We start from the raw sequence: 24,347 nt of genomic DNA, 5'->3' as shown, positions 1-24,347 counted from the left end.
CACTGGTCGGCTGCCGCGCTCACGGTCCTGCTGGCGGTCGGATGCAGCTCCCCCACGGAGAGCCCCCAGGCGTCTCCGTCCGCTCCCGGTGCGCCGAGCCCGTCGTCGCTGGCCGTTTCCCCGTCTCCTTCGCTCATGCCGAGCCTCGGGCCGCTGGAGGGGATCAGGCTAGAGCCGATCGCCTCGGGGCTCATCGACCCCATCGGGATCACCAACGCGGGTGACGGCAGCGGTCGCCTGTTCGTCAACCAGCGGGGTGGCCGAATCCGTGTCGTCAACCCGGACGGAACCGTGCGCGGGGTCGATTTCGTCGACCTCTCGGACCGCGTCCGAGCCGGCGGCGAACGCGGGCTGCTGGGGGTCGCCTTCCACCCCGACTTCGCCGCCAACGGGCGCCTCTTCGTGCACTACAGCCGCGGCGGTGACGGCGCGACGGTCATCTCGGAGCTGGCCGCGTCGACGGACCGCGGCGCTGCCAGCGCAGCGAGCGAGCGGATCCTCTTGACCCAGGATCAGCCGTTTGCGAACCACAACGGCGGAGAGATCGCCTTCGGGCCCGACGGCTACCTCTACATCGGCCTTGGCGACGGCGGGTCGGGTGGCGATCCGTTTGGGAACGGGCAGAACCGGCAGACGCTGCTCGGCAAGATCCTGCGCATCGACGTCGACGCCGCGCCGGCACCCACGCAGCAATACTCAATCCCCGACACCAACCCCTACGCGCCCGGCGGCGTCGACCCGGGTGCGGGGCTGTCCGAGATCTGGGCCTACGGCCTGCGGAATCCCTGGCGCTTCAGCTTCGACCGCGCCACGGGCGACCTGTACATCGGCGACGTGGGCCAGAACGCATGGGAAGAGATCGACCGCCAGCCCGCCGATTCTGCGGGAGGCGAGAACTACGGTTGGAATATCTACGAAGGATCGCACTGCTTCCGGGACTGCAAAGGGGTCAGCGGGGTCGGGCCGATCGCCGAGTACGGGCACGACAGAGGGTGCTCGGTCACTGGTGGCTACGTGTATCGCGGCACGCGTCAGCCGGTGATGCAGGGGAGCTACCTGTTTGCAGACTACTGCTCCGGCACCGTCTTCACCCTCCCCGCGGAGGGTCTGACCGCCATGCCCCTGGCCGACACGGGGCTCCGAATCTCCGCGTTCGGGGAGGGAGAGGATGGGGAGATCTACCTCGTCGACATCAGTGACGGCGACCTTTATCGAGTGCTGGCCGATGGCTGAGGGGATGAATCGCTCCGCACCGTTGGCGTGATCGGCCCGTCGGTCCAGTGCACGGCGGCGGGAGTAGACTGCCTCCTGCCACGAAGGGTGGGGCAGTTCGCTGATTCGAGGTAGGCACGATGAAGGCACGAATTCGCAATCCCAGGCTAAGGCTCCCGGCTGGCATCGCGGTCGCCCTCGCGACCAGCATGCTTGCCGTCGGACAGATCGCAATTGCGGCAGGTCCGCCGCCGATCGGCCTTGGAACGGCAGCGCCCTTCGCGGTCCTGGCCGGCACCCCGGCGGTGACAAATACCGGGCTGACCACCATCACGGGAGACCTCGGCATCAGCCCGGCGGCCGCCGTGACGGGATTCCCGCCCGGGACGGTGAGCGGGACGATCCACAGGGCCGACGCGGTCGCGCTGCAGGCCAAGATCGATCTCGCCGCCGCGTACACGGTAGCCGCAGCGCTGCCGGTGACGGCCACGCACGGGACGCTGGGTGGTCTGACCCTCGTCGGCGGCGTCTATAACGCAGGGGGCGTCACGCTCGGCCTCACCGGGACGCTCACGCTTGACGGCGAGAACGACCCGAGTTCGGTGTGGGTCTTCCAGGCAACGTCGGACCTCATCACGGCCTCATCCAGTACGGTGGCGCTCATCAACGGCGCGAGCGCGTGCAACGTCTTCTGGCAGGTCACCAGCTCGGCGACGCTCGGATCGGGCTCCACCTTCGTGGGGACGATCATGGCTCTGTCATCGATCACGATGCAGGACAGCGTGACGGTGACCGGTCGAGCACTGGCCCGAAACGGGCAGGTGACCCTGATCAACGACAGCATCGATACGTCAACCTGCGCGGGCGCGCCGGCATCAAGCGCGCCGACGCCAAGCCCCTCCTTGACGGACGTTGCGATCAGTGGCTCAGAGCGAGGCAACCCCTTGGGTACGGTGGTCTTCGCGCTGGTCCTGACCGCCATGCTGGCCGCCTTGGCAACGACGGGCGTGCGAACGGCTCGCCGGAGCCGGTAGGCCCGACCACTCGCTCAAGCTGCGAGGCTCCCGGATCGGCCGGGGGCCTCGCAGGTTGTGCAGGGGCATTGGACGCATGGGCCCTACAGGGCGCCGAGCGCACGCAGGCTGACCCAGCGCCCGTGGCCGATCACCAGGTGGTCGAGCAGCTCGATATCGAGCAGCCTCCCCGCTTCAGCCAGCTCGCGGGTGATGCGCAGGTCCTCGGTCGACGGCGACGGGTCTCCGGATGGGTGGTTGTGGACGACCACCATGGCCGCCGATTGGCGTTGGACCGCTTCACGAAAGACCTCACCGACCCTGACCGATGAGCCTGCCAGGTTCCCGGCGTAGACGGTGACCATGCCGGTGACCGTGTTCTTGGTGTTGAGCAGCACCGATCGCAGCTCCTCGCGCTCCAGGTGACCCATCACCGGCACCAGACGCTCGGCCAGGTCGGCAGGGGCGCGGATGCGCCAGCCGGCGGCCGGCCACGTGGACGCAACCCGGCGGCCGAGCTCGATCGCGGCCAGGAGGCAGGCTGCACGGCGATGCCCGATCGGTCGCAGCTCGGCGAGCCCGGCGGATGCCAGCCCGGCCAATCCTCGCGGGTCGAGGACGGACCGGACAGCTTTCGCGGCGTCGCGACCGCCGACCACAATCGCGAGCAGCTCGTCATCGTGAAGGGCACTCGGTCCGAAGCGAGCAAGCTTCGCCAGCGCCATCGGGGCAGCCTGCGGCGGCGCCTCCCCGGCGTCGAAGGGTATCGGTCGAAGCACGGCGGACACCGTGGCGAGGCTAGCCCTGGCACCTCACCGGCCGATTATCGGCGGCTTATCGCGTCAGGTCGGGAGCGACAGGATCCCCTGCCGGACCAGCAGAGCGATGGCGACCGAGATCGCATTGAAGCCGGCATGCATGGCGATGGTGGCGGCGAGGCTGCGGGTCGAGCGGTACAGAAGAGCGAGGGCCACGCCCAGGGCAAAGATCGGGACGAGCGCGAAGATGCTGCTGTGGATCACCGCGAAGAGCGCCGCCGAGCCGACGACCGCCACCCACGGTCCTCGCTCGCGCTCCCACGCGTTGTAGACGACGCCACGGAAGAAGATCTCCTCGGCGGCCGGCGCAACCAGCAGAAACGCGACGAGGATCACGGTCGGGTCACCACGTTCCAGGAAGGTGTCCAACGGCCCGGGCTGCTCGGAGAGGCCGATGGCCTCGAGCGCAACCGCAGCCAGGGCACCGAGCAGGGTCGCCGCGATCCAGGCCGGGATTGCGGCTCCGAGGCCGATCAACAGGCTCCGGCCCACGCCGGTCCGCCCGACGAGCCGGACCCCGGCCAGGGCCCGCGGGGCCACCACCAGGAGGCCGGACACCGCAAGCAGGCCGATCTGGGTCGAGGTGAGCAGGAGCAGCGACCCGCCGACGGAGAGCTCGCCACCGTCGAAGAGCGCCAGCACGGTTCTGCCGGCCCCGAGCGCCAGGATCGTGCCGAGGATGGCAGCCAGCAGGAGCAGTACGAGGACCGCCGGCCCGCGGTAGCGCTCGGGCGGGAGTGCCGCGCGCACGATGAGCGCGCGCACCGCATTCATCACCAGGCCGACGATCAGGAGGATACCCCCCACGCCAAGCAGCAGCAGCGGGCCGATCAGGCGCTGGACGGATTCGGGTGTCTGGCTCTGTGTGAGGATCTCCGGGCTGCCAACCAGCGCGACGACGGGGAGGATGATCCCGGCCGCAATGAATGCCAGCGAGATGACCTGCAGCGCGCGGTAGCGGCTCAGGAGGTCGTGATGCGGGACGCGCGGGGGCTCCGCGTTCCACACTCCTTCAGGCCGGGGCTCGTCCACCGGCGGACTGCTGGTCAGGGATTAGAGGCGGGGCGGAGGCCAGGTTCGGCGCCCAGGTCGGGGGCCCGCTCCGCGGGCCGCGCCGGAGCGGTGCGCTCCATGACGCGCTCGACCGGGCGTGCGGCCGGACGCTGAAACTCGTGTCCGCAGTAGGCGCACAGCGGCCACTCCGGATCGGCCAGCCTGCTGCACGAAGGGCACACGCGGTGCAGCCGGGTGCGGCAGTTCGGGCAGACCAGCCAATCGGCGTGGACGCGGTCGCGGCAGACCGGGCAGAGCTCGTTCTTCTCGACCTCGGCCAGCAGCGATTCCTCGGCCAGCGAGCGCTCGTACACCTCCGCCAACGACTCGCGGGGGCGGACGATGAGGTACAGGACCACCGCAAACAGGAACAGGAGCGGCGTGAAGAAGATGATCAGGGCCGACGCGAAGTAGGGAAGGATCGGGTTCTCGGAGCGCGCCTGCATGTCGCGGAATGCCCAATAGGCGGTCCCCAGCCAGAGCAGGACGACGTATACGACGATGAGTGTGCCCGCGGTCTGGACCAGCGGGTTGGTGATGAAGTCGTTCCAGATCTTCCCCGGATCCGGCAGGCCGTCAGGCATGGGAAGGAACCTCTCCGGTTACCGCCGCGCGCGGATCGGCGCTGGCGACGCGGCGGTCATGCTACCAGATAGCTGCGCCAGCACCTCCACCAGCGCCCGGTGCTCGACCTCCAGCACACGCTCCGCGAGGTCCGTCGCCGACTCTCCGGGAACGACCGGTAGCCGGACCTGCAGGATCGCCGGCCCGGCGTCGAGGGACGGCGTCACATCGTGGATGGTGACTCCGGTCTCGGCCTCGCCCGCGGCCAGGACGGCGGCGTGCACCGCGAGCCCGACCATCCCGTGGCCGCCGTGTCGAGGAAGCAGCGAGGGGTGAATGTTGATGGTGCGACCGCCAAACGCAGCAAAATATGAGGCCCGCAGGACCTGGTCGAAGCCGGCCAGCAGCGCCACGTCGCACGCCGACTCCACCAGCGCGCGACCGATCGCCTCATCACGCGCTCTGGCACTCGGGAAGTCGTTCCGCACCAGGAGCCGCCACGGAACGCCACGGCGGGCAGCCACCTCGAGCGCCCGGATCCCCGGCCGGTTGGCGATCACCATGGCCGGCTCGACCCCCGGGAGTCGCCCGGAGGCAATGGCGTCCAGGACCGCCTCGAGGTTCGAGCCGCGCCCCGATACCAGGATGCCGAGGCGCATCGGCCTATGCGAAGGTGACGCGCGCCGACCCCGGCGCCGCGCTCACCACCGTGCCGACACGACTGGCCTCGGGCAACGCGTCGCGGGCGACCGTCTCATGCTCCGGATGAACGACGCAGGTGAGGCCGATCCCCAGGTTGAAGGCGCGCACCATCTCATCGTCGGCGATGTCGCCGCGCTCCTGGATCAAGCTGAAGATGAGCGGGACCTGCCACGACCCCAGCTCGACCGCGACGCCCAGGCCGGGGGGAAGGGTCCGTGGAATGTTGTCCACCCAGCCACCGCCCGTGATGTGCGCGAAGGCCAAGGTGTCCCCGCCTGCCGCACGCAGCGCGCGACGCAGGATCCTGATCTCGTCGAGATAGGACCGATGCGGCTCGAGCAGCGCCTCGCCGATTGTCCGCTCCAGCCCCGGCGCCGTTCGGGACCAATCGTCCTCGCCGAAGATCCGACGCGCGAGTGAATAGCCGTTGGTGTGCAGGCCACTCGACGGCAGGCCCAGGAGGATGTCGCCCTCGCGCACCAGCGAGCCGTCGATCACGTCGGCCGCGGCCACCACCCCGACGATGAAGCCGGCAAGGTCGAAGTCGTCGCCGCGGTACAGGTCCGGCAGCTCGGCCGTCTCCCCGCCAACGAGCGCGACCCCGGCGGCCGCGCACGCGTTGGCGATGCCGGTCACGATCTGGGCGGCCACCTCTGCGCGCAGCCGCCCGACGGCGAGATAGTCGAGGAAGAAGAGCGGATCGGCCCCCTGCACGGCGATGTCATTGAGGCAGTGATGGACCAGGTCGATCCCGATGCTGTCATAGCGATCCAGGGCAATGGCCAGCTTCAGCTTGGTGCCGACGCCATCGGTCGATGCCACCAGCACGGGGTCGGGATGCGTTCTCGGGTCGAAGCGAAAGAGGCTGCCGAAGCCCCCGACGCCACCCATCACCGCCGGGGTCGCCGTCGTCGCCGCGGCGCGCGCGATCAGGTCAACCGCGCGCTGAGCCTCGTCGACGTTGACTCCCGCGGCCCGATAGCTCTGCCCCATCCGGATCAGCCGCGCTCGAGCGCGAACTTGTCGACGTCGAGTGGCACGTCGACGGGGTAGTTGCCGTCGAAGCAGGCGGTGCAGTGCCGACGCTCATCGCCGCCGACCGCCGCCAGCAGCCCTTCCTGTGACAGGTAGCCGAGCGTGTCGGCACCGATCTGCTGCCGGATCCCGTCGAGCCCCAGGTTGGCAGCGATCAGCTCCGCACGACGGCCCGTGTCCACCCCCATGTAGCACGGGTATCGCATCTGCGGCGAGTGGATCCGGACGTGCACCTCGCGTGCTCCGGCCCTCCGCAGCATGGCGACGATCGGCCCGGTCGTCGTTCCGCGCACGATGGAGTCGTCGACCACCACCACCCGCTTGCCGGCCAGGACCTCGGGCAGCGGGTTGAACTTCAGTCGGACCGACGCCTCGCGGGAGGTCTGCCCGGGCTGGATGAAGGTACGACCCACGTATCGGTTCTTGATCAGCCCTTCGCGGAACGGCAGGCCGGATTGCTCCGCATAGCCGATGGCGGCCGGGACGGCGGAATCCGGGACCGGGATCACGAGATCGGCGTCGGCGGGCTGCTCGATCGCCAGGCGCCGACCCATCCGCAGGCGGGCCTCGTACAGGAGGCGGCCGCCGATGACGCTGTCCGGACGGGCCAGGTAGACGAATTCGAAGACGCACAGCCGCTCGCGTGCGTCGCTCGCCTCGGCACTCACCCCCGGCCGCGACGCGTGCACCCCTTCCTCATCGATCGTCAGGATCTCGCCCGCCTCGACGTCACGCACGAACGTGGCACCCATCGCGTCGAGGCCGACGCTCTCCGACGCGATTGCCCAGCCGGAAGGCCGCCCGGCGGCGTCGTGCAGCCGGCCGAGCGCCAGCGGGCGAAAGCCAACCGGGTCGCGCGCCGCCACCAGCGACTGGCCGGTAAGCATGGTGAAGGTGTATGCACCCGAGGCGCGATGGAAAGCGTGCTCCACCCGCTGCGCCCAGCTTCGCCCGGGGGCGTGCGCGATAAGCTTGGCCAGCACCTCCGTGTCGCTGGCGGTCACGAACTCGATCCCCTGCTCGGTCAGCTCGTCGCGCAGCCAGGTCGCGTTGGTCAGGTTGCCGTTGTGCCCGAGCATGAGCTCCCCCAGCTCGCTCGCGGCGTAGACCGGCTGCACGTTCGGCAGGCTGTTCGAACCGGTCGTGCTGTAGCGGGTGTGTCCGATCGCCAGGCGCGCCGCGTGCCCACCCGGAGCCCCATCCTGATCGGCCTCCAGCCGGGCGAGGGTCTCCTCGTCGAAGACCTGGCCGACCAGCCCGAGCCGCTTGTGCAGCGTGAGTTGGGATCCATCGGAGACCGCGATCCCGGCCGACTCCTGTCCCCGATGCTGGAGCGCGTGCAGCCCGAGTGCCACCAGGTGCGCAACCGGCAGTCCGGGGGCGTAGACCCCGACCACGCCGCACTCTTCTCTGGGCCCATGCGGCTCGTACCGCGGCAGCTCGCGGAGGTGTGGTCCCGCCTCGAATTCAGGAGCCGGCAGGGCGGTCCGTCGCACCGTGATCAGCGGGCGAGGTGGGGTCGAGGCACAGCCTGATGATACCGGAGCCACCCGCCACCCGACGCCGTCTCGAACCAACGTACCGCGGCAGTACTGCACCGCACCGCTCTCGGGCGCTGAGCCGGTCGCGGACGTGCATCGCTCGGCGGAGAGGTGACGATCAGCCCATGGCAGCCAATGCAGCGGAGGGCCATGCTCGGACGACCAAGGGTGGCAACCCCTCGCGAATGGACGGCAGATGCTTCGACTCATCAGGGCGCTCGGATTCATGGCTCCGATCCCCGTCGTCCTGTTGGCGATGGTTGGCTTCTCGGTCGCGGTCGTCGCGGACGCGCATCAGCGCTTCACCTTCAGCGCGCTGACCATCCTGGCAGGGGCAGCCGGCGCGACAGTCGTCGCGCTCGCCTGCTACACCTACTTCGGACTCCGGCTGGGTCACGTCGCCGCAGCCCTGGAGGCAAGCCTCACCAGCGATCAACCGGTCCGGCTGCGCGTGGCGGGCACCCGTGCGGAGCGACGCCTGGCGCGCGCCTTCAATGCCGCCAGCGGCGCATTCGTGCAGGTCGAGGCGCGTGCCGCCCACGATCGCCTGACGGGCGTCGTCAACCGCGAGACGTTGCTCACCACTCTCGCCTCCGAGATCGAGCGAGCGTCGCGCCATCACAAGTGGCTGTCGGTCGCCTTCATCGACATCGACCGCTTCAAGCCGATCAATGACACCTACGGCCACCACACCGGGGACGCGGTGCTGCAAGAGATCGCCAGCCTGATCGGCGACAACATCCGCGGCAGCGACCTCTTCGGCCGCTATGGCGGCGAGGAGTTCATGCTGATCCTGCCGGAGACGACCCCCGAGGAGGCGACCGTCCTGGCGGAGCACCTGCGCCAGCTGGTGATGGACCACCCTCTCAGCACCGCCCCGGGCCAGGGTCTGAAAGTCACCATCAGCATCGGCGTAGCTGGCGACGTGGGGTCGCAGCTGCAGGCCGATCGGCTGGTCGACCAGGCCGATGCGGCGATGTACGCCGCGAAGTCACTCGGCAGGAACCGGACCTACCGCTATCGGGCGGTCGATGACAATGCCCCCGTCCGCCGCGCACCGATCTCGGCCGAGCGGCGCGCAGCCGCGACGGCGATCGGCCAGTGGGCCAGCGATACGGCAGCGGAGGCGCTGGCATCGGTCCTGGCGCCACAGCCACAGCATGGCGGGCAGCCGTCCGACCTGATCGCCACGCTGGCGACCGGGATGGCGCTCCAGATGGGACTGTCGCAGGACGAGATCGAGCGGATTCGCATCGCCAGCCTCCTCCACGATCTCGGGAAGCTGGCAGTGCCGCTCGAGATCCTGGACAAGCGGAGCTCCCTGTCTGATCACGAATGGCAGGCGATCGGCGAGCACCCGCGCATCGGGCAGGTGATCCTGGAGCAGGCGTCATCGCTGCGTGAGGCGGTCCCCACCGTCCTCCATCACCACGAGCACTTCAACGGTGGCGGCTATCCGCACGGGCTGCGCGGCAAGGAGATCCCGCTCGGCGCCCGCATCGTGGCGGTCGCCGATGCGTATCACGCCATGATCCAAGACCGACCCTATCGCAACGCGCGGGATCACGCCCACGCCCTCGCCGAAGTGCGGGCCAACGCAGGGACCCAGTTCGATCCCGAGGTCGTCGACGTGTTCTGTGAGGTCTTCGCCGATGGGGTGCCGCCCGACGGCCTGCAGGAGGTCTACAACCTGCATGAGCGGGCTCGCGACGGGCTCCATCGGCTCAATCCGCCAACCGATGCAGGCGGCCGCCCGAACGTCAGCCGACGGGTCCGCCCGCCCCGCGCCAGGCCTGCGGACGCGCCGGTCGAAGCTACCGAGACGCCGGCCGGATATAGGGAACAGAGTCCCTAGAAGGCCGTGCTCCAGGCTGCCCGCAGCTGATCGAGCTCCAGGTTCAGCCGCACGCCGCCGACCGCAAGGCTCAGGCTGAGACCTTCGGCCGTGCCGAGCCGTCCGACCGGAACGCCCGCCGCCTTCGCCGCGCCGGCCACGGCCCCCGCTGACCCCGGATTCACCGCCACCAGCACACGGCCGCCCCGCTCCCCGAGCAGGCCGGCGGTCGGCAGCGACGCCGCTTCCGGCGGGAGCGCAACCGTGGCTCCCACGCCCGAGGCGATCGCCAGCCGAGTGATGGCCACGCCCAGGCCCCCGACCGATATGTCGTGCGCTCCGGCCAGCATGCCGTGGGCGCCGAGATGCCTCAGCAGCGCCACCAGCCTCACCGCCGCGGCAAGGTCGAGCGAGGGGGCCCCGCCAAAGCGGCCGCGCCGCCAGGCGAGCTCCGACGCGGCGAGCGCCGAAGCGTCCCACGCCGGCGCGCCGAGCAGCCAGATCTCGTCGCCCTCGCTCCAGCGCATCGGGATCGCGCGCGACCGGTCGTCGAGCAGACCCACCGTGCCTATGACGGGGGTGGGCAGGATCGGTCCGTCTGGCGTCTCGTTGTAGAGGCTGACGTTGCCCGACACGATGGGCAGCCCAAGCGCAACGCACGCCTCGGCCATGCCTGCCACCGCCTCGGCAAGCTCCCAGTAGCCGTCGGGTCGCTCCGGCGAGGCGAAGTTGAGGCAGTTGGTGATCCCGATCGGAGTCGCGCCACTGCAGGCGACGTTCAGCGCACCCTCGACCACGGCGGCGATCCCGGCAAGTCGCGGGTCAAGCGCACCGATGCGCCCAGGCCCATCCAGCGACAGCGCGATCGCGCGGCGCGTGCCCTTGACGCGGAGGAGTGCCGCGTCGCCGGCCCCCGGTCCGACCAGCGTGTTCGTCCCGTTCATGTGGTCGTAGCGCTGCCAGATCGGCTTCCGGCTGCGCGCGTTGGGACTCGCCACCAGCTCGAGCAGGGTGTCGGCGGTTGGGATCTCGGCGGCCAGCTCGTCGAGCCGTTCAGCCCGGCGCAGCGCCAGGTTGAAAGCTGGAGCTGCCGGTGGCGTGTAGCGCGGGGCGTCGTCGGCCAGGGCGCGACCGGGCACCTCACACACCAGGCCGCCACCGGCCACGGCGCGGACCACGGGCTCGCCGATGACCCGACCGATGACCACCGCGTGGAGGTCGTATGGCTCGAAGACCGCCTGGACGGACGCCTCGTCCCCGGCCCGGACGACCAGGAGCATCCGTTCCTGCGACTCGCTCAGCAGGACCTCGTACGGCGTCATCCCCGGCTCCCGGCGCTGGACCAGGTCCAGGTCCACCTCGGCGCCGCAGCCACCGCGCGCCGACAGCTCGGCCAGCGCGCAGGTCAGGCCGGCCGCCCCGAGATCCTGCATCGCCACGACCGAATCGGAGGAGGAAAGCTTTAGGCAGGCCTCCATCAGCAGCTTCTCCAGGAATGGGTTCCCGACCTGGACCGCCGGCCGGCGCTCGTCCCGATCCTCCCCGAGCGTGGCTGATGCGAAGCTCGCTCCCTGGATTCCATCCCTGCCGGTCGAGGCTCCCACCAGGAGCAGCGCGTTGCCCGGGCCGGCCGCCCGGGCCAGGGTGATCTCCTCGTGTCGCGCGATCCCCACGCACATCGCGTTCACAAGCGGGTTGCCGTTGTAGGAGGCATCGAAGCCGATCTCTCCGCCGACATCGGGGATGCCGATGCAGTTGCCGTAGCCGGCGATCCCGGCCACGACCCCACCCAGGAGGTAGCGGTTCCGGGTGGCAGCCGCCTCATCGGTGCGCAGGCTGGCGTCCTCGGCTGGGGCGAGCGGACCGAAGCGGAGCGAGTTGAGGAGGGCGATCGGACGCGCCCCCATCGTGAAGATGTCGCGGATGATGCCGCCCACCCCGGTCGCCGCGCCCTGGTAGGGCTCCACCGCGCTGGGGTGGTTGTGCGACTCGACCTTGAAGACGACCGCCAGCCCATCGCCGATGTCGAGGACGCCGGCGTTCTCACCCGGGCCGACGAGCACCCGCTCGCCACCTGACGGCAGGCCGCTCAGCAGGGGCCGAGAGTGCTTGTAGGCGCAGTGCTCGCTCCACATGGCGCCGAACATGCCGAGCTCGACCGGGTTCGGCTCGCGGCCGAGCGCATTGACCACCAGCCCGTATTCGGCCTCGGTCAGCCCGTGGCGCTCCACGGGCGCTGCGATGCTCACGCGCTGCGGCTCGCCCTCGACCGTCAGGCTCGCCACAGGCGGGTCAGGGTGCCGATGGCGACGATCAGTCCGGCCAGCAGGAAGATGATCCCGCCCGGCGACAGGGCGCGGAGGACCTGGACCATGTCGCCGCCCGGTCCGCCGAGCAGCTCGACCACCAGGAAGAGGGCAACCAGTCCCAGCCCCCAGGCGAGCGCCACCAGCACGGCGATGCGCTGAACCCTGCCGGGCGCGGCCCGCAGCAGTCCGGCCCCGGCCAGAATCACCAGGAGCCCGACCAGGATCGGGACGGGAGCTGCCAGCCCGAAGTAGGCGGTCTCGCTGATCTGGCCGTCGGGGTAGCCCTGCCAGAAGCCGATGCCGTAACCGCCCGGCGCACCATACGAGCGGTCCCAGAGCGACGCGCCTCCGAATGCAAAGGGGAGCAGCCAGCCCATCAGCAGGCCAGCCGCCCCGATCAGGAGCACGATCGGGCCGAGGATGGCCCGCCGCGGGGCCTCGGGGGTCGGAGCCGTGGTCGGTGCGGGCTCGGCCGCTGCGTCGGCGGGTCGGAGGTTCGCGCCGCAGTTCTGGCAGAAGGCGACGCCGGCGCGATTGTGGGTTCCGCAGCGAGGGCAGGCCTGCGTCCCCTCCGGAGGAGTGGGGCGCTCAACCGCGGCGGGAGCGCCCGGGGCCATCAGGCGCTGGCCGCAGGCGCGGCAGAAGGCGATCCCTGGCCGGTTGTCGGTGCCGCAACGCGGGCAGACCGTCCCCTCGCTGAGCGGCGTCGCCGGCACGGGATGCGCGGGGATCACGTCGGGATTGGAAGGGGTCTGTGGTGGTGGGACGACCCATGCCTCGGCCTCACTCGGCGCCAGGCCTGGCTGCGCTTCCGCTACCGGCTCACCCGGCTGATCGGCCGCCTCCGTGGCCAGCTCGGCCGGCTCAGCGGGCGGGGGCGGCTCAGCGGGCTCAGCGGGCTGCTCGGCCGCTGCGTCGCGGTGGTCCCGCTCATCATCCTGCATCGGGCGATGGACCTCCATCAGGACCGCTTCGGAGGCATCGAATCATAGCCGACGCTCCGCCGCTGCCGGCTGCATGACCAGCCACGCGTCGAGAGCGCGCAGGATCCGGAGACCGTCGGTTCCGCCCACCTCGGCCTCGGCCGCGCGCTCCGGGTGGGGCATCAGGCCGAGCACGTTGCCGCGCTCGTTGACGATCCCGGCGATCGATCGCAGCGAGCCATTGGGGTTGCCGTCGGGGGTCACGGTCCCGTCCCCATCGGCATAGCGCAGCACGACACGACCCGTCGCCTCGAGCTCGTCGAGGACCGGCGCCTCGGCGTAGTAGCGACCCTCACCGTGCGAGATCGGCAGGCGGATCGTCTCGCCCGCGTGCAGCTCGCCGAGCCAGGGACCGGTGGCCCCCTCGACCCGCAGCGGCTGCCAGTCGCAGCGGAACTGCAGGTGGTCGTTCCGCAGCAGGACCCCCGGCAGGATCCCGGCCTCGGTGAGGATCTGGAAGCCGTTGCAGGAGCCAAGGACGGCCCCACCTGCCGCGGCGAAGGCCTCGACCGCGGGCATCACCGGGGAGAAGCGAGCGATCGCCCCGGTCCGCAGATGGTCGCCGTGGGCGAAGCCGCCCGGAAGCACGACCGCATCCGCGTCGCCGAGGTCGACCTCGGTGTGCCACACCATCCGCGCGTCCCAGCCGACGAGGCCGGCGACGTGCGCGAAGTCGCGGTCGCTCCAGGTCCCCGGAAAGACGAGGACGGCGACGCGCGGCGCGCGACTCACGATTCGATGCCCACCGCCACGGACTCGTCGACGGTCAGCTCCCAGTCGGCCGTCTCCATGACCGGATTGGCGAGCAGCCGGCTGCACATCTGCGCCACGGCCGCCTCCGCGCTCGCGCGGTCAGCAGCCTCAAACATGACTCGGAGCAGCTTGCCGGCGCGCACCTCAGCCACATCCTCGAAGCCGAGCGAGCGCAGCCCGCCGGCGATGGTCTGTCCCTCCGGGTCAGCGATCCCCGGCCGCAGCCGGACATGGACCTCCGCCAGCCAGCGCATCAGGCCGATCCCTCCCCCGGGCGCCACGTCTCGCCGGTCAGCCGCTCGTAGGCCGTGGCGTAGCGCTCCCGCGTCCCGTCGATCACCTCGTCCGGCAGGCGGGGGGCTGGCGGCTCGCGGTTCCAGCCTGATCCGGCCACGAAATCGCGCACGTATTGCTTGTCGAACGACGGCGGGCTGGAGCCCGGCTGATAGAGTCCCGCATCCCAGAAGCGCGACGAGTCCGGCGTCAGCAGCTCGTCGATGAGCGCCACGGCACCATCGATCCAGCCGAATTCGAATTTCGTGTCGGCCAGGATCAGCCCCACCTCGGCCGCCCGCGTGGCGCCGGCGCGATACAGGGCCAGCGACCGCTCTTCCAGCTCGCGGGCGAGCTCGGCGCCCACCATCTCGGCCAGCCGCTGGCGGGTGATGTTCTCGTCATGCCCGACCTCTGCCTTGGTCGAGGGCGTGAAGATCGGCTCGGGCAGCTGATCGGCCTCGCGCAGACCCCCTGGCAACCGATGTCCTCCCACCTCGCCGCTGGCCCGGTACTCGGCCCAGCCCGACCCCGCCAGGTAGCCGCGCACGACGCATTCGGCATCGATCCGTTGTGCGCGCCGCGCCAGGGTGACGCGACCTGCCAGCTCCGGGCCGCAGGCGGCGGGCGGCAGCTGGTCCGCATCGGTCGACAGAAAGTGGGTCGGGCCAAGGGATTCGAGCTGCCTGAACCAGAACGCCGAGAGCGCCGTCAGGAGCCTCCCCTTGTCGGGGATCGGTTGCTCGAAGACCACGTCGAAGGCGGAGAGGCGATCGGTCGCCACCAGCAGCAGACGATCCTCGCCGACGGCGTACGTCTCCCGCACCTTGCCGCGATGGAGCAGGGTCAGCCCCGGGATCACCGACTCCGTGAGCGTCATGGCAGGTCCTGGGTTCGGCCGTCGGCCGACCGCTCGTCAATCGACTCAGGCGATTCGGCTCGGATCCCCAGGCGCCGCCGAGCGAATTCCTCGATGCGGTCGAGGAGCGAGAGGACCACCAGGATCAGGAGCGTGCCCACCGTCGCGATGGCCAGCATCCCCGCCCCGGCCGCCATGCCCACGGCCGCCACCGACCAGAGCGATGCGGCGGTGGTCAGGCCGCGAACGCTGCCGCGGTGCTGGAGGATGGTGCCCGCCCCGATGAAGCCGATCCCGGACACGATCTGGGCGGCGATGCGGGTCGGGTCGACCGCGGATCCGGCGAACCCGTAGGCCGAGACGATGGTGAAGAGGGCCGATCCGACCGCCACCAGCGAATGGGTCCGGAACCCCGCAGGCTGGTGGTGCAGCTCGCGCTCGAAGCCGATCACCGCCCCCAGGACCAGGCCGACCGCCATGCGTCCCACCAGCTCGAGTTCGAGACGGAAGCCGAGTTCGGGGATCAGCGCTGTGCCTCCTGCGCCTCTGGCCGGGCCTCCCATCCGGACGTTCCGACCTCGAGCGACCACCACGTCGAGACCAGGACATGCAGCGCTCCGAAGGCCAATGTGACGGCCAGCCAGATCGCCACGAAGCCTACCAGCAGCAGGAGCGCCGCAGGGCTGACCAGCTGCCCACCTGCAAGCTCGACGCTGATGGGCGCCCACAGGACGCGCAGCAACGCGACCGCAAGGGCGACCGCCAGGAGGTCGGCCAGGAATGAGGTCAGCGCCAGCCCAAGCAGGCGCATCGGTCGGCGGAACAGGTCTCGCCCGGCTGACTTCAGCGCGTCGCCGACCGGCATGGCACCCGGGCCGACGGCCTTTCGCAGCGCCACCGCGCCGAAGGCCTGTCCGAGCCATGCAACGAGGGCGAACGCCGCCAGCAGCGGTGCGAGGCGGAGGGCGATGCGCAGCGCCAGGGGCGCCCCCAGGTCGGGCGCCCCGAACTCGGCGGGCGCAACCGCCGCGGCACCGCTGACCAGCGCAGCGCCCACCGCCACCGCAGGCAGCACCGCCAGCAGCGTCACGCTGAGGGCAACCTCGAGCTCCCGCGTCATCGAGCGATCAGGCGTACCTAGGCCCTGCGCGCGCAGAAGGGCCACCTCGGCAAAGGCCGCGAGCAGGCAGGCGATCAGGACACCCAGCGCCGCGAGCGCGGCGATCAGGATCAGGTTGAGCGGAAAGAGCTCCGAGCCGATGAGGCCGGCCCCCAGGAAGGCGATATCGCTGGTCCGCGGGGGAGCGGCAACGGTGAGCACCAGCGGCAGCCAGGCGAGGTAGGTGAGGGCGCCCAGCGCCCCGGGCAGCCACAGCTCCCCGCGATCCGCGGCCACGCGCGCTGCGACCGCCGCATTTCCGACCCACCTCGCTTGCCCGCTCATCCGCGGTTCCCGTCCACCGCGGCCAGGCCCAGTGCGCGATAGGTCGCCTCGATGCCATCCAGGTGCGGCTGCATGGTCATGGCCTTCTCCACTTCGTCGGTGGAGAGCCACCGCCCGACCTCCGCATCCGCACCCAGCGCCGCGCGGAAGCTGCTCTCTCCGGACCAGGCGCGCCTGGCGGCCGCCTGCACCAGGCGGTAGGCCTCCTGGCGGTCGGCCCCCTTGGCGATCATGGCCAGCAGGAGCGCCTCGGAGTGGACCATCCCCCCCAGGAGGTCGAGGTTGCGCGCCATCCGGCCCGCGTCGATCTCCAGGCCGCCGAGCAGCCCGGTCATGGATCGGGTGGCGTAGCCGGCGACGCCAAGGGCTCGTTCGAAGACAAAGCGCTCGGCGCTGGAGTGGCTGATGTCGCGCTCATGCCACAGGGCCATGTTCTCGAGGCCGACCAGCGCGTCAGCTCGCAGCAGGCGGGCCAGGCCGCTGATCCGCTCGGCGATCACCGGATTGCGCTTGTGGGGCATCGCGCTGCTCCCCTGCTGGCCGGCGCCGAACGGCTCGAACGCCTCGGCCACTTCCGTGCGCTGCAGGTGCCGGACCTCGACCGCCATCCGTTCCAGCGTCCCACCCAGGATGGCCAGCGCCGTCAGCAGCTCGGCATGCCGATCGCGGCTCACCACCTGGGTCGAGGCGGGGTCGACGCCGAGCCCCAGCGAGCGGCACACGAACTCCTCCACGTCGGCGCCGACATGGGCATGCGTGCCCACCGCGCCGGAGATCTTGCCGACCGCGATCCCCTCCCGTGCGCGCGTCAGCCGCGCCTGGTCGCGCTGCACCTCGGCCAGCCAGCCGGCCGCCTTGAATCCGAAGGTGATCGGCTCGGCATGGATGCCGTGGCTGCGACCGACCATCGGGGTGGACCGATGCTCGAGCGCCATCCCGCCCAGCAGCTCTGCCAGCTTGCGCAGCTCCTCCTCCACGAAGCGGGTCGCGTCGCGCAGCACGACCGCGGTGGCAGTGTCCAGGACGTCGGAGCTGGTCAAACCGAAATGCAGCCAGCGCCCCTCCGGGCCCAGCCGCTCGGTGACCGATCGCAGAAAGGCGATCACGTCGTGCTGCGACTCCTGCTCGATCTCGTGGGCCCGTGCCCCGTCGATGCTCCCGGCGGAGGCGCTGATTCGCTCCCAGTCGTCGTCCGGCACGAGGCCGGCGGCGTGCCTCGCCTCCACCGCCAGCAGCTCGATCCGCAACCAGAGGTCCAGCTTGTGCTGCTCCGAGAAGAGCTCCCGCAGCTCCGGCAGCGCATACCGGTCGATCATCTGGGATCGATATCCAGCTCGGCCGCATCCGCCAGCTTTGCGCGCACCCCATCCACCTGCGTGGCGAGGGCGGCATCGCCGAGCGCCAGGATGCGCGCCGCCAGGTGCGCTGCATTCTTCGCCCCACCGGAGCCGATGGCGACCGCTGCAACCGGGACGCCGGGCGGCATCTGGACCACGCTGTACAGCGCGTCGGCACCACCGAGCGCGCCCGCGTCGAGCGGCACGCCGATCACCGGTCTCGCGGTCAGCGAGGCGAGCACGCCGGGCAGGTGCGCGGCCATCCCGGCGGCACCCACGAAGATGCGCACCCCGCGCGCCTCCGCGTCCCGAACGTAGCCGGCGAGCGCCTGCGGTTGGCGATGAGCGCTGATGACGCTCGCCTCCCATGCGATCGCATAGTCATCCAGGACATCGAAGCAGCCTTTGAGGGCCGGCAGGTCGGATCGGGAGCCGCAGATGACGGCGACCATGGGCTTGGAGGTCATCGGTCCTAGGATATCCCGCGGGCGAGCGGCCGACGGACTAGAGCTCGCGTAGGGCGATGTCCGTCCGGTGCTGGCTCCCAGCCAGACCGATGCCGGCGACGCCCCGGTACGCCTCATCCCGAGCTGTTCCGAGGTCCGGACCGAGGCCGACCACGGTGAGTGCGCGCCCGCCCGACGAGGTGTACCCCGACCGCGCGGTGGCGGTGCCGGCATGAAATCGCAGGATGGGGCCAGCGTCGTCCGGCCCCGATGGCTCGCCTCCAGTCAGCGGGCGCCCGACGACGGGCGACTCCGGGTACCCTTCCGAGGCGACGACCACCGCCGCGGCGGCTCCCGGTCGGGTGGCCAATGAGCCCTCCATCGCCCGACGGTCGCCGACCGCCACGCCCAGGAGCGCCGTGGCCAGGTTCCCGTCCAGCAGCGGAAGGAGAGCCTGTGCCTCGGGATCGCCGAAGCGTGCGTTGAACTCCAGCACCATCGGGCCCGCGTCGGTCAGCATCAGCCCCGCGTACAGGACCCCACGGTAGGGTGTCCCGTCGCGGGCCATGCGCCAGGCGATCGGTTCGAAGATGGTCGCCACGGCCTGGTCCGTCTCTGCCGTTCCGAACCACGGGACTGGCGTGTAGGCGCCCATCCCGCCGGTGTTCGGCCCCTCGTCCCCGTCACGCAGGCGCTTGTAATCGCATGCCGCACCGAGCGGGACGACCGACTCGTCGCTCACCAGCGCGAAGACCGAGACCTCTCGCCCGCTCAGGCGTTCCTCGAGCAGCACCCGGGCGCCCTGGGGCGCGTCGCCGATCAGCTCGCGGATCGCTTGCTCCGCGTCCTCGTGGCTGTCGGGAACCACCACGCCCTTGCCGGCGGCCAGCCAATCGGCCTTGACCACCGGAGGCGCGTCAGACGCTCGCAGGTAGGCGAGGGCCTCGCCAAGGTCATCGAAGATGGCGCTGGCAGCGGTCGGAATATCGGCCCGGCGCAGCTGCTCCTTGGCGAACGCCTTGCTCGACTCGAGGCGCGCGGCGGCACGAGATGGCCCGAAGACCGGGACCGAGGCCTGCCGCAACGCGTCGGCGACGCCGGCCGCCAGCGGCGCCTCCGGGCCGATCACCACCAGGTCGTAGCGCTCACGGGCAGCGTGACGGGCGACCGCCGCCGGATCCAGGATGTCCAGGTCTTGAACCGTACCGGCCACGGCCGGTGTGCCCCCGTTGCCCGGCGCGATCCGCAATCGCTCGACCCCTTCGTCGCGCGCCAGCCGCCAGGCAAGGGCGTGTTCGCGCGCCCCAGAGCCGAGTACGAGGACGTCCACGCCGCTTAGGGAGACGGGCTGGGCGAAGGCTCCACGGAGGCACCGGTCAATTCGGCGAGTCGCTGAAGAATCGGCTCGAGTTCGTTGAGCCTCGCCTGGTAGGTGCCCAGGTCACCGGCGGCCAGTGCGTCCTGTGCCTCCCCATACAACCGGCTCGCCTCTGCGACCAATCCGGCAACGTCTTCCGGCAGGCCGCCATTGCCGTCGGGCGGCGGCGGGAGCGCCTCGCCCAGGACCTGCTCAATCGCGCCCTGGAGGTCCTCGGCAAAGGCGACCCGGTCGTTGCTGACCATGATCAGCCGCACGAACTCCGGGAAGGGCGCCCCCTCGGCCTGGAGGAAGATCGGCTCCACGTACACCAGGCCGTCCTCGCCGATGGGCAGCACCAGCAGGTTGCCGCGGATCACGGACGAGTCGGACCGCTGCCATATGCCGAACTGCGCTGCGATCGCGTCGTCCTGGTCGATCCGCGCCTCGACCAGCGCCGGGCCATCGGTCGATGTGTCGTTCGGGAAGTGGAACGCGATGCGCTCGCCGTAGACGCCGGGGTCCATGCGCGCCGCCGTCCAGGCGATCATGTTCGGACGCTCCTCGGGGACCAGCGGCTGGATGAGGACGAACTCGGCCTCGTCCTCGCCCGGGATGCGCATGATCACGTAATAGGGCTCCATCGGCACCCCCTTGGCCACCACGTCCTCGGGGATTGCCCAGCGGTCGTCCTGGTTGTAGAAGACTGAGGCGCCGTTATCGGTCGCCGGCAGGTGGTACAGGCGATAGATCTGGTTCTGGGCGATGAACAGCTGCTCGGGATAGCGCAGGTGTGCCTCGAGCTCCTCCGGCATCGCCGACTGGGGCTCGAACAAGCCCGGAAAGATCTTGGCCCAGGCGGCGATGATCGGCTCATCAGGGTCGGTGATGAAGAAGCGGACGCTGCCGTCATAGGCGTCCATCACCACCTTGACGCTGTTGCGGATGTAGTTGGCCCCCGGGAACGGGCCGTCCGCACCCAGTGGCTGGGCATTGGGGTAGCGGTCGGTCAGGGTGTAGGCATCCCAGACCCACAGGAGCCGATCCGCCGCGCTGACGATGTATGGGTCGTGGTCGTAGGCGAGGAAGGGGGCGAGCTCCGGCACGCGCTCGTCGATGGCCCGCCGGAAGAGGATCTGCGACTCGGCCGTCAGCTGGGTGCTGATCAGCATGTTCAGGTCGCCGAAGCGCATCGCGAACAGTGCGCGGCTGATCAGGTTGTCGATCGCCACGCCGGTCGTTCCGTTCCATACGGTGGTGGCTCCCTGGTCGGATGACTCGCCGAGCGGGTAGTCGAACTCCTCGGTGTCGGTCCCGGTGATGACGTAGGTGTCGGTCGCCTCGCCGAAATAGATGCGCGGTTGCTCCACCGGCAGACGCGCCTCGCGGTTGATGCCGCTGACCAGGTAGTCGGGCTGGCCCTGGCTGGTGACCCCGTCGACCGGCACCGCGGTGATCCCGTAGCCGTGCGTGTAGACCAGCCGTTCGTTGGTCCACGTCCGGGCGTCAGTCGCCAGCTTTTCGATGTCCAGCTCTCGCGCGCTCAGCATGATCTGGCGCTGATCCCCGTCGATCGTGTAGCGGTCGATGTCGACATCGAGGAAGTCGTAGTAGCGACGCAGGATCTGGTCCTGGCCGAAGGTCGTCAGCAGCGGCCGGTAGTCCCACAGGCGCAGGTTGTCGATGGTGGCCGCGTCCTGCTGGAAGACGGCTTCGGTGAGCGCCTGCTCACCGGTGAAGCTGCGCTGCTCGATCGTGTCCAGGTCGAAGGCAGCGCGCGTCGAGGCCAGGTGCTTGGCGATGTACGGTCGCTCGACGTCCAGCTCATTCGGGTTGACCTGGAAGTTCTGCACGTAGGCGGGGAAGAGCGCGCCGACCAGGATCGAGAGCCCGAACCAGGCGCCGCCGGCGAGGACCAGCGCCCACAGGGTGCGGAACCAGATGTTCAGGAGCAGGAGCGTCGCGGACGCCAGCGCCACGAAGGTCAGGATCACGTAGGCCGGCAGCTGGGCGTTCATGTCGGTGTAGGTGGCGGCCTGGATCGCGTCGTACCCGCTCGGCGAGTAGGAGAGCTCAGGGATGTCGAGCTGGTAGCCGGCCGCGATCAGGATCAGTAGCAGCGCGCCGAGGACCGAGAGGTGCGCCCGCACCGAAGTGGTGAGCCGGAACTGCCAGCGCATGGCACCAGCCGCGTAGGCTCCCAGGCTGAGCAGCAGGATGCCGATCAGGCTGGCGATGCCCCAGCCCTGCAGGAAGCGCCAGAACGGCAGGTCGAAGATGTAGAAGCCGATGTCGCGCCCGAAGTTCGGGTCCACGCTTCCAAAGTCGCCGCCGTTGGCAAAGAGCAGGACCGTCTCCCAGCTGCCGCTCCAGGCGGTCCCCGACAGGAGCGCCAGCAGCAGCGCCAGCCCGATCAGCCCCAGCGTGACCGCGCGCGACACGTCCGGGATCTCGAACTGTCCGATGCGGCGGACCGGCACCTGCGGCGCAATCCGGCGGGCGAGCAGGATGCTGGCAATGGCCGGCAGCGCGAACGCCAGGAAGCCGACCACGAAGAGGCCGACCTGCGACCACAGACGGGTGGTCAGCACGCTGGTCCGACCCAGGGCGTCGTACCACATCAGGTCGGTGATCAGGTTCACGATGCCGCCCAGGAAGCCGAACACTACGAAGGCGACCACCGCGACGCCGATCCACAGTCCCCAGCGCGGCCCTCGCCCGTCTCCGCGCGGTCGAAGGACGCGCGGTCGGCCGGGCCGGAACGGAGCGGGCTCATCGTCACCGGCGGACCGGTCGTGCCCGTTGCCCTGGTCACCGCCGTTGCCGCCGGTGCGTCGCGGCCCGGATGGGGGAATCGGCCGGCCCTCGCGGCGGGCATCCTCCTCAGCCTGGCGGCGCTGCAGTTCCTCCAGAAGCTTGTCGAACCAGCTGGACATGTGCTCCGCATCGTAGCCGGGTGTAACCGAGACCGTATTTGCGAGCACAAGACCCCACCTGGAGTGACCCCATGAAGCGTCTTCTCATCCTCGCCCTGCTGCTCGGATCCCTCGCCCTCCCCGGCACAGTCCTGGGCTTCCATCACGGTGGCCTGCCGTCCACCCTCTGCTCCGCCGACGTCGCGGGAGAACCATCCGACACGAACGGCAAAGTGAGGTTCGGCCTGTCGCACAACACGGCGCAGACGATCCCGCTGCCGCCGGTCGGCGTGCCCGGCCAGGGCCCAACCGAGGACCAGGGCGGCGCGAACTGCGCCAACGGCCCGGACGATTAGCCCGGACTCACTCCCATTCGATGGTGGCCGGCGGCTTGCTGCTGATGTCGTAGACGACTCGGTTGACGCCGGCCACCTCGTTCACGATCCGCGAGCTGATCCTCGCCAGCAGGTCGTAGGGGAGGCGTGCCCAATCGGCGGTCATGCCGTCGTCGCTGGTCACGGCGCGGATGGCGACCACGTTTGCGTAGGTTCGTCCGTCACCCATCACGCCGACCGATCGCACCGGGGTCAGGATCGCGAAGGACTGCCACAGGGACCGATACAGCCCGGCGGCCTTGATCTCGTCGATCACGATCCAGTCCGCCTCGCGCAGCGTCTCAAGCCGATCGGCGGTCACCTCGCCGATGATCCGGATGGCGAGGCCAGGGCCCGGGAACGGCTGCCGCAGGACCATCGCCTCGGGCAGGCCGAGCTCCACCCCCACATTCCGCACCTCGTCCTTGAAGAGGTAGCGCAGCGGCTCGATCAGGCTGAAGCGCAGGTCGGCCGGCAGGCCGCCGACGTTGTGATGCGTCTTGATCTTGGCTGCCGTCTTCGTCTCGGCGGTCTTCGACTCGATGACATCGGGGTAGAGGGTGCCCTGGGTCAGGAAGTCGATCTGCCCGAGTCTGGCCGCCTCCTCCTCGAAGACCCGGATGAACTCGTCGCCGATGATGCGCCGCTTCTCCTCCGGATCCTCCACGCCGGCCAGGCGCCGCAGGAACCGCTCCCGCGCGTCGACCATCACCAGCTTCATGCCAAGGTTCTCGGCGAAGGTCGCTCGCAGCAGCTCCGACTCTCGCTTGCGCATCAGGCCGTGGTCGACGTAGATGCAGGTCAGCTGGTCGCCGATCGCCTGCTGCACCAGGGTGGCCGCCACCGCGGAGTCGACGCCGCCGGAGAGCGCGCAGATCACTTTGCCGTCACCCACCCGTTCGCGGATCCCGGCGACGGTCGTCTCGACGAAGCTCGCCGGCGTCCACGTCGGCCGCGCGCCGGCGATCTCGATCACGAAGTTGCGCAGGATCTCTCGCCCCGCCGGGGTGTGCACCACCTCGGGGTGGAATTGGATCCCGTACAGGTTGCGGGTCGGATCGGCCAGGCCCGCGAAGGCGCTCGTCTCCGTCTGGGCGGTGGTCACGAAGCCGGTCGGCGGGCGGACGATCTGGTCTCCGTGGCTCATCCAGACCGGCTGTTGCCGGTCGAGGCCGCGGAACAGCCCGTCCTCGGTCGTGATCTGGACCGATGCCGGCCCGTACTCACGCTTGGTGCTGGGCGCCACCTCGCCGCCGAGCTGCTGGGCCATCAGCTGCAGCCCGTAACAGATGCCGAGGACCGGTATCCCGCCTCCCCACAATGCCGGATCCGGTTGCGGTGCACCCTCGTCATAGACCGATGAGGGACCGCCGGAGAGGATGATGGCCTTCGGACTGCGGCGCTCGATCTCCGCCCACGCCGTGTCATGCGGGAGCAGCTCACTGTAGACGTGAAGCTCCCGCACGCGGCGGGCGATCAGCTGGGCGAACTGGCTCCCGAAGTCGAGGATGACGACGGTGTCCGG

Annotated in this window: 22 protein-coding genes; 4 read left to right on the top strand and 18 right to left on the bottom strand. The window is 70.2% G+C overall.

Going from position 1 to position 24,347, the window contains the following annotated elements:
• Positions 1-135 precede the first annotated feature (135 nt).
• Both WEB29_11490 and WEB29_11485 read left to right on the top strand, forming a co-directional pair.
• Positions 136-1,233: a PQQ-dependent sugar dehydrogenase gene (locus tag WEB29_11490; protein ID MEX2137554.1), complete on the top strand. Its 1,098-nt coding sequence runs from the start codon at positions 136-138 to the stop codon at positions 1,231-1,233.
• 119 nt (positions 1,234-1,352) lie between these two features.
• On the top strand, positions 1,353-2,246 hold the full coding sequence (locus WEB29_11485; protein ID MEX2137553.1) for an ice-binding family protein: 894 nt from the start codon (positions 1,353-1,355) through the stop codon (positions 2,244-2,246).
• An 83-nt stretch (positions 2,247-2,329) separates the two neighbouring features.
• On the opposite strand, the gene radC is transcribed toward WEB29_11485, so the two are convergent.
• The 6 genes from radC to purF form a co-directional block, all read right to left on the bottom strand.
• On the bottom strand, positions 2,330-2,950 hold the full coding sequence (gene radC / locus WEB29_11480) for a DNA repair protein RadC (GenBank protein ID MEX2137552.1): 621 nt from the start codon (positions 2,948-2,950) through the stop codon (positions 2,330-2,332).
• A gap of 117 nt (positions 2,951-3,067) precedes the next feature.
• A complete protein-coding gene (locus WEB29_11475) occupies positions 3,068-4,075 on the bottom strand; it encodes a CPBP family intramembrane glutamic endopeptidase (protein ID MEX2137551.1) in 1,008 nt (335 codons plus the stop codon).
• 14 nt (positions 4,076-4,089) lie between these two features.
• Complete coding sequence (locus WEB29_11470) at positions 4,090-4,680, bottom strand: zinc ribbon domain-containing protein (GenBank protein MEX2137550.1); 591 nt, start codon at positions 4,678-4,680, stop codon at positions 4,090-4,092.
• An 18-nt stretch (positions 4,681-4,698) separates the two neighbouring features.
• Complete coding sequence (gene purN / locus WEB29_11465) at positions 4,699-5,319, bottom strand: phosphoribosylglycinamide formyltransferase (GenBank protein ID MEX2137549.1); 621 nt, start codon at positions 5,317-5,319, stop codon at positions 4,699-4,701.
• A 4-nt stretch (positions 5,320-5,323) separates the two neighbouring features.
• Positions 5,324-6,355 (bottom strand): phosphoribosylformylglycinamidine cyclo-ligase, encoded by a 1,032-nt coding sequence (purM, locus tag WEB29_11460; protein ID MEX2137548.1) that lies wholly within the window; start codon positions 6,353-6,355, stop codon positions 5,324-5,326.
• A gap of 5 nt (positions 6,356-6,360) precedes the next feature.
• Positions 6,361-7,893 carry an amidophosphoribosyltransferase gene (gene purF, locus WEB29_11455; protein ID MEX2137547.1) on the bottom strand — a complete coding sequence of 511 codons (1,533 nt, stop codon included), beginning with the start codon at positions 7,891-7,893 and terminating at the stop codon, positions 6,361-6,363.
• A gap of 241 nt (positions 7,894-8,134) precedes the next feature.
• On the opposite strand from purF, the gene WEB29_11450 reads away from it, so the two are divergent.
• Positions 8,135-9,793 (top strand): diguanylate cyclase, encoded by a 1,659-nt coding sequence (locus tag WEB29_11450; GenBank protein ID MEX2137546.1) that lies wholly within the window; start codon positions 8,135-8,137, stop codon positions 9,791-9,793.
• Here WEB29_11450 and purL read toward each other — a convergent pair.
• The 11 genes from purL to WEB29_11395 are packed head-to-tail and all read right to left on the bottom strand — an operon-like array spanning position 9,790 to position 22,469.
• Entirely contained in the window at positions 9,790-12,057 is a 2,268-nt protein-coding gene (purL, locus tag WEB29_11445; protein MEX2137545.1) for a phosphoribosylformylglycinamidine synthase subunit PurL, read from the bottom strand. The genes WEB29_11450 and purL overlap by 4 nt on opposite strands.
• The gene (locus WEB29_11440; protein MEX2137544.1) at positions 12,045-13,025 is read right to left on the bottom strand and encodes a zinc ribbon domain-containing protein; all 981 of its coding nucleotides are present in this window, start codon (positions 13,023-13,025) and stop codon (positions 12,045-12,047) included. The genes purL and WEB29_11440 overlap by 13 nt, the downstream gene beginning before the upstream one ends.
• A gap of 42 nt (positions 13,026-13,067) precedes the next feature.
• Positions 13,068-13,796: a phosphoribosylformylglycinamidine synthase subunit PurQ gene (purQ, locus tag WEB29_11435; GenBank protein ID MEX2137543.1), complete on the bottom strand. Its 729-nt coding sequence runs from the start codon at positions 13,794-13,796 to the stop codon at positions 13,068-13,070.
• Positions 13,793-14,071, bottom strand: a complete 279-nt coding sequence (purS, locus tag WEB29_11430) for a phosphoribosylformylglycinamidine synthase subunit PurS (protein ID MEX2137542.1) — start codon at positions 14,069-14,071, stop codon at positions 13,793-13,795. The genes purQ and purS overlap by 4 nt, the downstream gene beginning before the upstream one ends.
• Positions 14,071-14,970, bottom strand: a complete 900-nt coding sequence (locus WEB29_11425) for a phosphoribosylaminoimidazolesuccinocarboxamide synthase (GenBank protein ID MEX2137541.1) — start codon at positions 14,968-14,970, stop codon at positions 14,071-14,073. Before WEB29_11425 ends, purS begins: the two co-directional genes overlap by 1 nt.
• Positions 14,967-15,512 carry an MgtC/SapB family protein gene (locus WEB29_11420; GenBank protein ID MEX2137540.1) on the bottom strand — a complete coding sequence of 182 codons (546 nt, stop codon included), beginning with the start codon at positions 15,510-15,512 and terminating at the stop codon, positions 14,967-14,969. The genes WEB29_11425 and WEB29_11420 overlap by 4 nt, the downstream gene beginning before the upstream one ends.
• Positions 15,473-16,393, bottom strand: a complete 921-nt coding sequence (locus tag WEB29_11415) for a hypothetical protein (GenBank protein ID MEX2137539.1) — start codon at positions 16,391-16,393, stop codon at positions 15,473-15,475. The genes WEB29_11420 and WEB29_11415 overlap by 40 nt, the downstream gene beginning before the upstream one ends.
• Positions 16,390-17,709: an adenylosuccinate lyase gene (gene purB / locus WEB29_11410; GenBank protein ID MEX2137538.1), complete on the bottom strand. Its 1,320-nt coding sequence runs from the start codon at positions 17,707-17,709 to the stop codon at positions 16,390-16,392. The genes WEB29_11415 and purB overlap by 4 nt, the downstream gene beginning before the upstream one ends.
• Complete coding sequence (purE, locus tag WEB29_11405; GenBank protein MEX2137537.1) at positions 17,706-18,197, bottom strand: 5-(carboxyamino)imidazole ribonucleotide mutase; 492 nt, start codon at positions 18,195-18,197, stop codon at positions 17,706-17,708. Before purE ends, purB begins: the two co-directional genes overlap by 4 nt.
• A 37-nt stretch (positions 18,198-18,234) precedes the next feature.
• Positions 18,235-19,506 (bottom strand): phosphoribosylamine--glycine ligase, encoded by a 1,272-nt coding sequence (gene purD, locus WEB29_11400; GenBank protein MEX2137536.1) that lies wholly within the window; start codon positions 19,504-19,506, stop codon positions 18,235-18,237.
• Between the two features lie 5 nt (positions 19,507-19,511).
• Positions 19,512-22,469 (bottom strand): UPF0182 family protein, encoded by a 2,958-nt coding sequence (locus WEB29_11395; protein ID MEX2137535.1) that lies wholly within the window; start codon positions 22,467-22,469, stop codon positions 19,512-19,514.
• A 71-nt stretch (positions 22,470-22,540) separates the two neighbouring features.
• Between WEB29_11395 and WEB29_11390 the strand changes: the two genes are divergently transcribed.
• Complete coding sequence (locus WEB29_11390; GenBank protein MEX2137534.1) at positions 22,541-22,804, top strand: hypothetical protein; 264 nt, start codon at positions 22,541-22,543, stop codon at positions 22,802-22,804.
• A gap of 7 nt (positions 22,805-22,811) precedes the next feature.
• Here the strand turns inward: WEB29_11390 and guaA are convergent, their stop codons facing one another.
• A complete protein-coding gene (gene guaA / locus WEB29_11385; protein ID MEX2137533.1) occupies positions 22,812-24,332 on the bottom strand; it encodes a glutamine-hydrolyzing GMP synthase in 1,521 nt (506 codons plus the stop codon).
• Positions 24,333-24,347: the final 15 nt, after the last annotated feature.

The sequence above is a fragment of the Chloroflexota bacterium genome (assembly GCA_040902225.1).
Classification (GTDB): domain Bacteria; phylum Chloroflexota; class Limnocylindria; order QHBO01; family QHBO01; genus CF-167.
This window is presented reverse-complemented; position numbering and strand designations above follow the sequence as displayed.

Excerpts from the sequence above, each read along its gene's own strand:
- WEB29_11425 (MEX2137541.1), bottom strand. The coding sequence starts at position 14,970 with ATGACGCTCACGGAGTCGGTGATCCCGGGGCTGACCCTGCTCCATCGC.
- WEB29_11470 (MEX2137550.1), bottom strand. The coding sequence starts at position 4,680 with ATGCCTGACGGCCTGCCGGATCCGGGGAAGATCTGGAACGACTTCATC.
- radC (MEX2137552.1), bottom strand. The coding sequence starts at position 2,950 with ATGGCGCTGGCGAAGCTTGCTCGCTTCGGACCGAGTGCCCTTCACGAT.
- WEB29_11485 (MEX2137553.1), top strand. The coding sequence starts at position 1,353 with ATGAAGGCACGAATTCGCAATCCCAGGCTAAGGCTCCCGGCTGGCATC.
- WEB29_11490 (MEX2137554.1), top strand. The coding sequence starts at position 136 with ATGCCGAGCCTCGGGCCGCTGGAGGGGATCAGGCTAGAGCCGATCGCC.
- WEB29_11450 (MEX2137546.1), top strand. The coding sequence starts at position 8,135 with ATGCTTCGACTCATCAGGGCGCTCGGATTCATGGCTCCGATCCCCGTC.
- WEB29_11420 (MEX2137540.1), bottom strand. The coding sequence starts at position 15,512 with ATGGGAGGCCCGGCCAGAGGCGCAGGAGGCACAGCGCTGATCCCCGAA.
- purM (MEX2137548.1), bottom strand. The coding sequence starts at position 6,355 with ATGGGGCAGAGCTATCGGGCCGCGGGAGTCAACGTCGACGAGGCTCAG.
- purN (MEX2137549.1), bottom strand. The coding sequence starts at position 5,319 with ATGCGCCTCGGCATCCTGGTATCGGGGCGCGGCTCGAACCTCGAGGCG.
- purE (MEX2137537.1), bottom strand. The coding sequence starts at position 18,197 with ATGACCTCCAAGCCCATGGTCGCCGTCATCTGCGGCTCCCGATCCGAC.
- purB (MEX2137538.1), bottom strand. The coding sequence starts at position 17,709 with ATGATCGACCGGTATGCGCTGCCGGAGCTGCGGGAGCTCTTCTCGGAG.
- purS (MEX2137542.1), bottom strand. The coding sequence starts at position 14,071 with ATGCGCTGGCTGGCGGAGGTCCATGTCCGGCTGCGGCCGGGGATCGCT.
- WEB29_11390 (MEX2137534.1), top strand. The coding sequence starts at position 22,541 with ATGAAGCGTCTTCTCATCCTCGCCCTGCTGCTCGGATCCCTCGCCCTC.
- WEB29_11395 (MEX2137535.1), bottom strand. The coding sequence starts at position 22,469 with ATGTCCAGCTGGTTCGACAAGCTTCTGGAGGAACTGCAGCGCCGCCAG.
- WEB29_11440 (MEX2137544.1), bottom strand. The coding sequence starts at position 13,025 with ATGCAGGATGATGAGCGGGACCACCGCGACGCAGCGGCCGAGCAGCCC.
- WEB29_11415 (MEX2137539.1), bottom strand. The coding sequence starts at position 16,393 with ATGAGCGGGCAAGCGAGGTGGGTCGGAAATGCGGCGGTCGCAGCGCGC.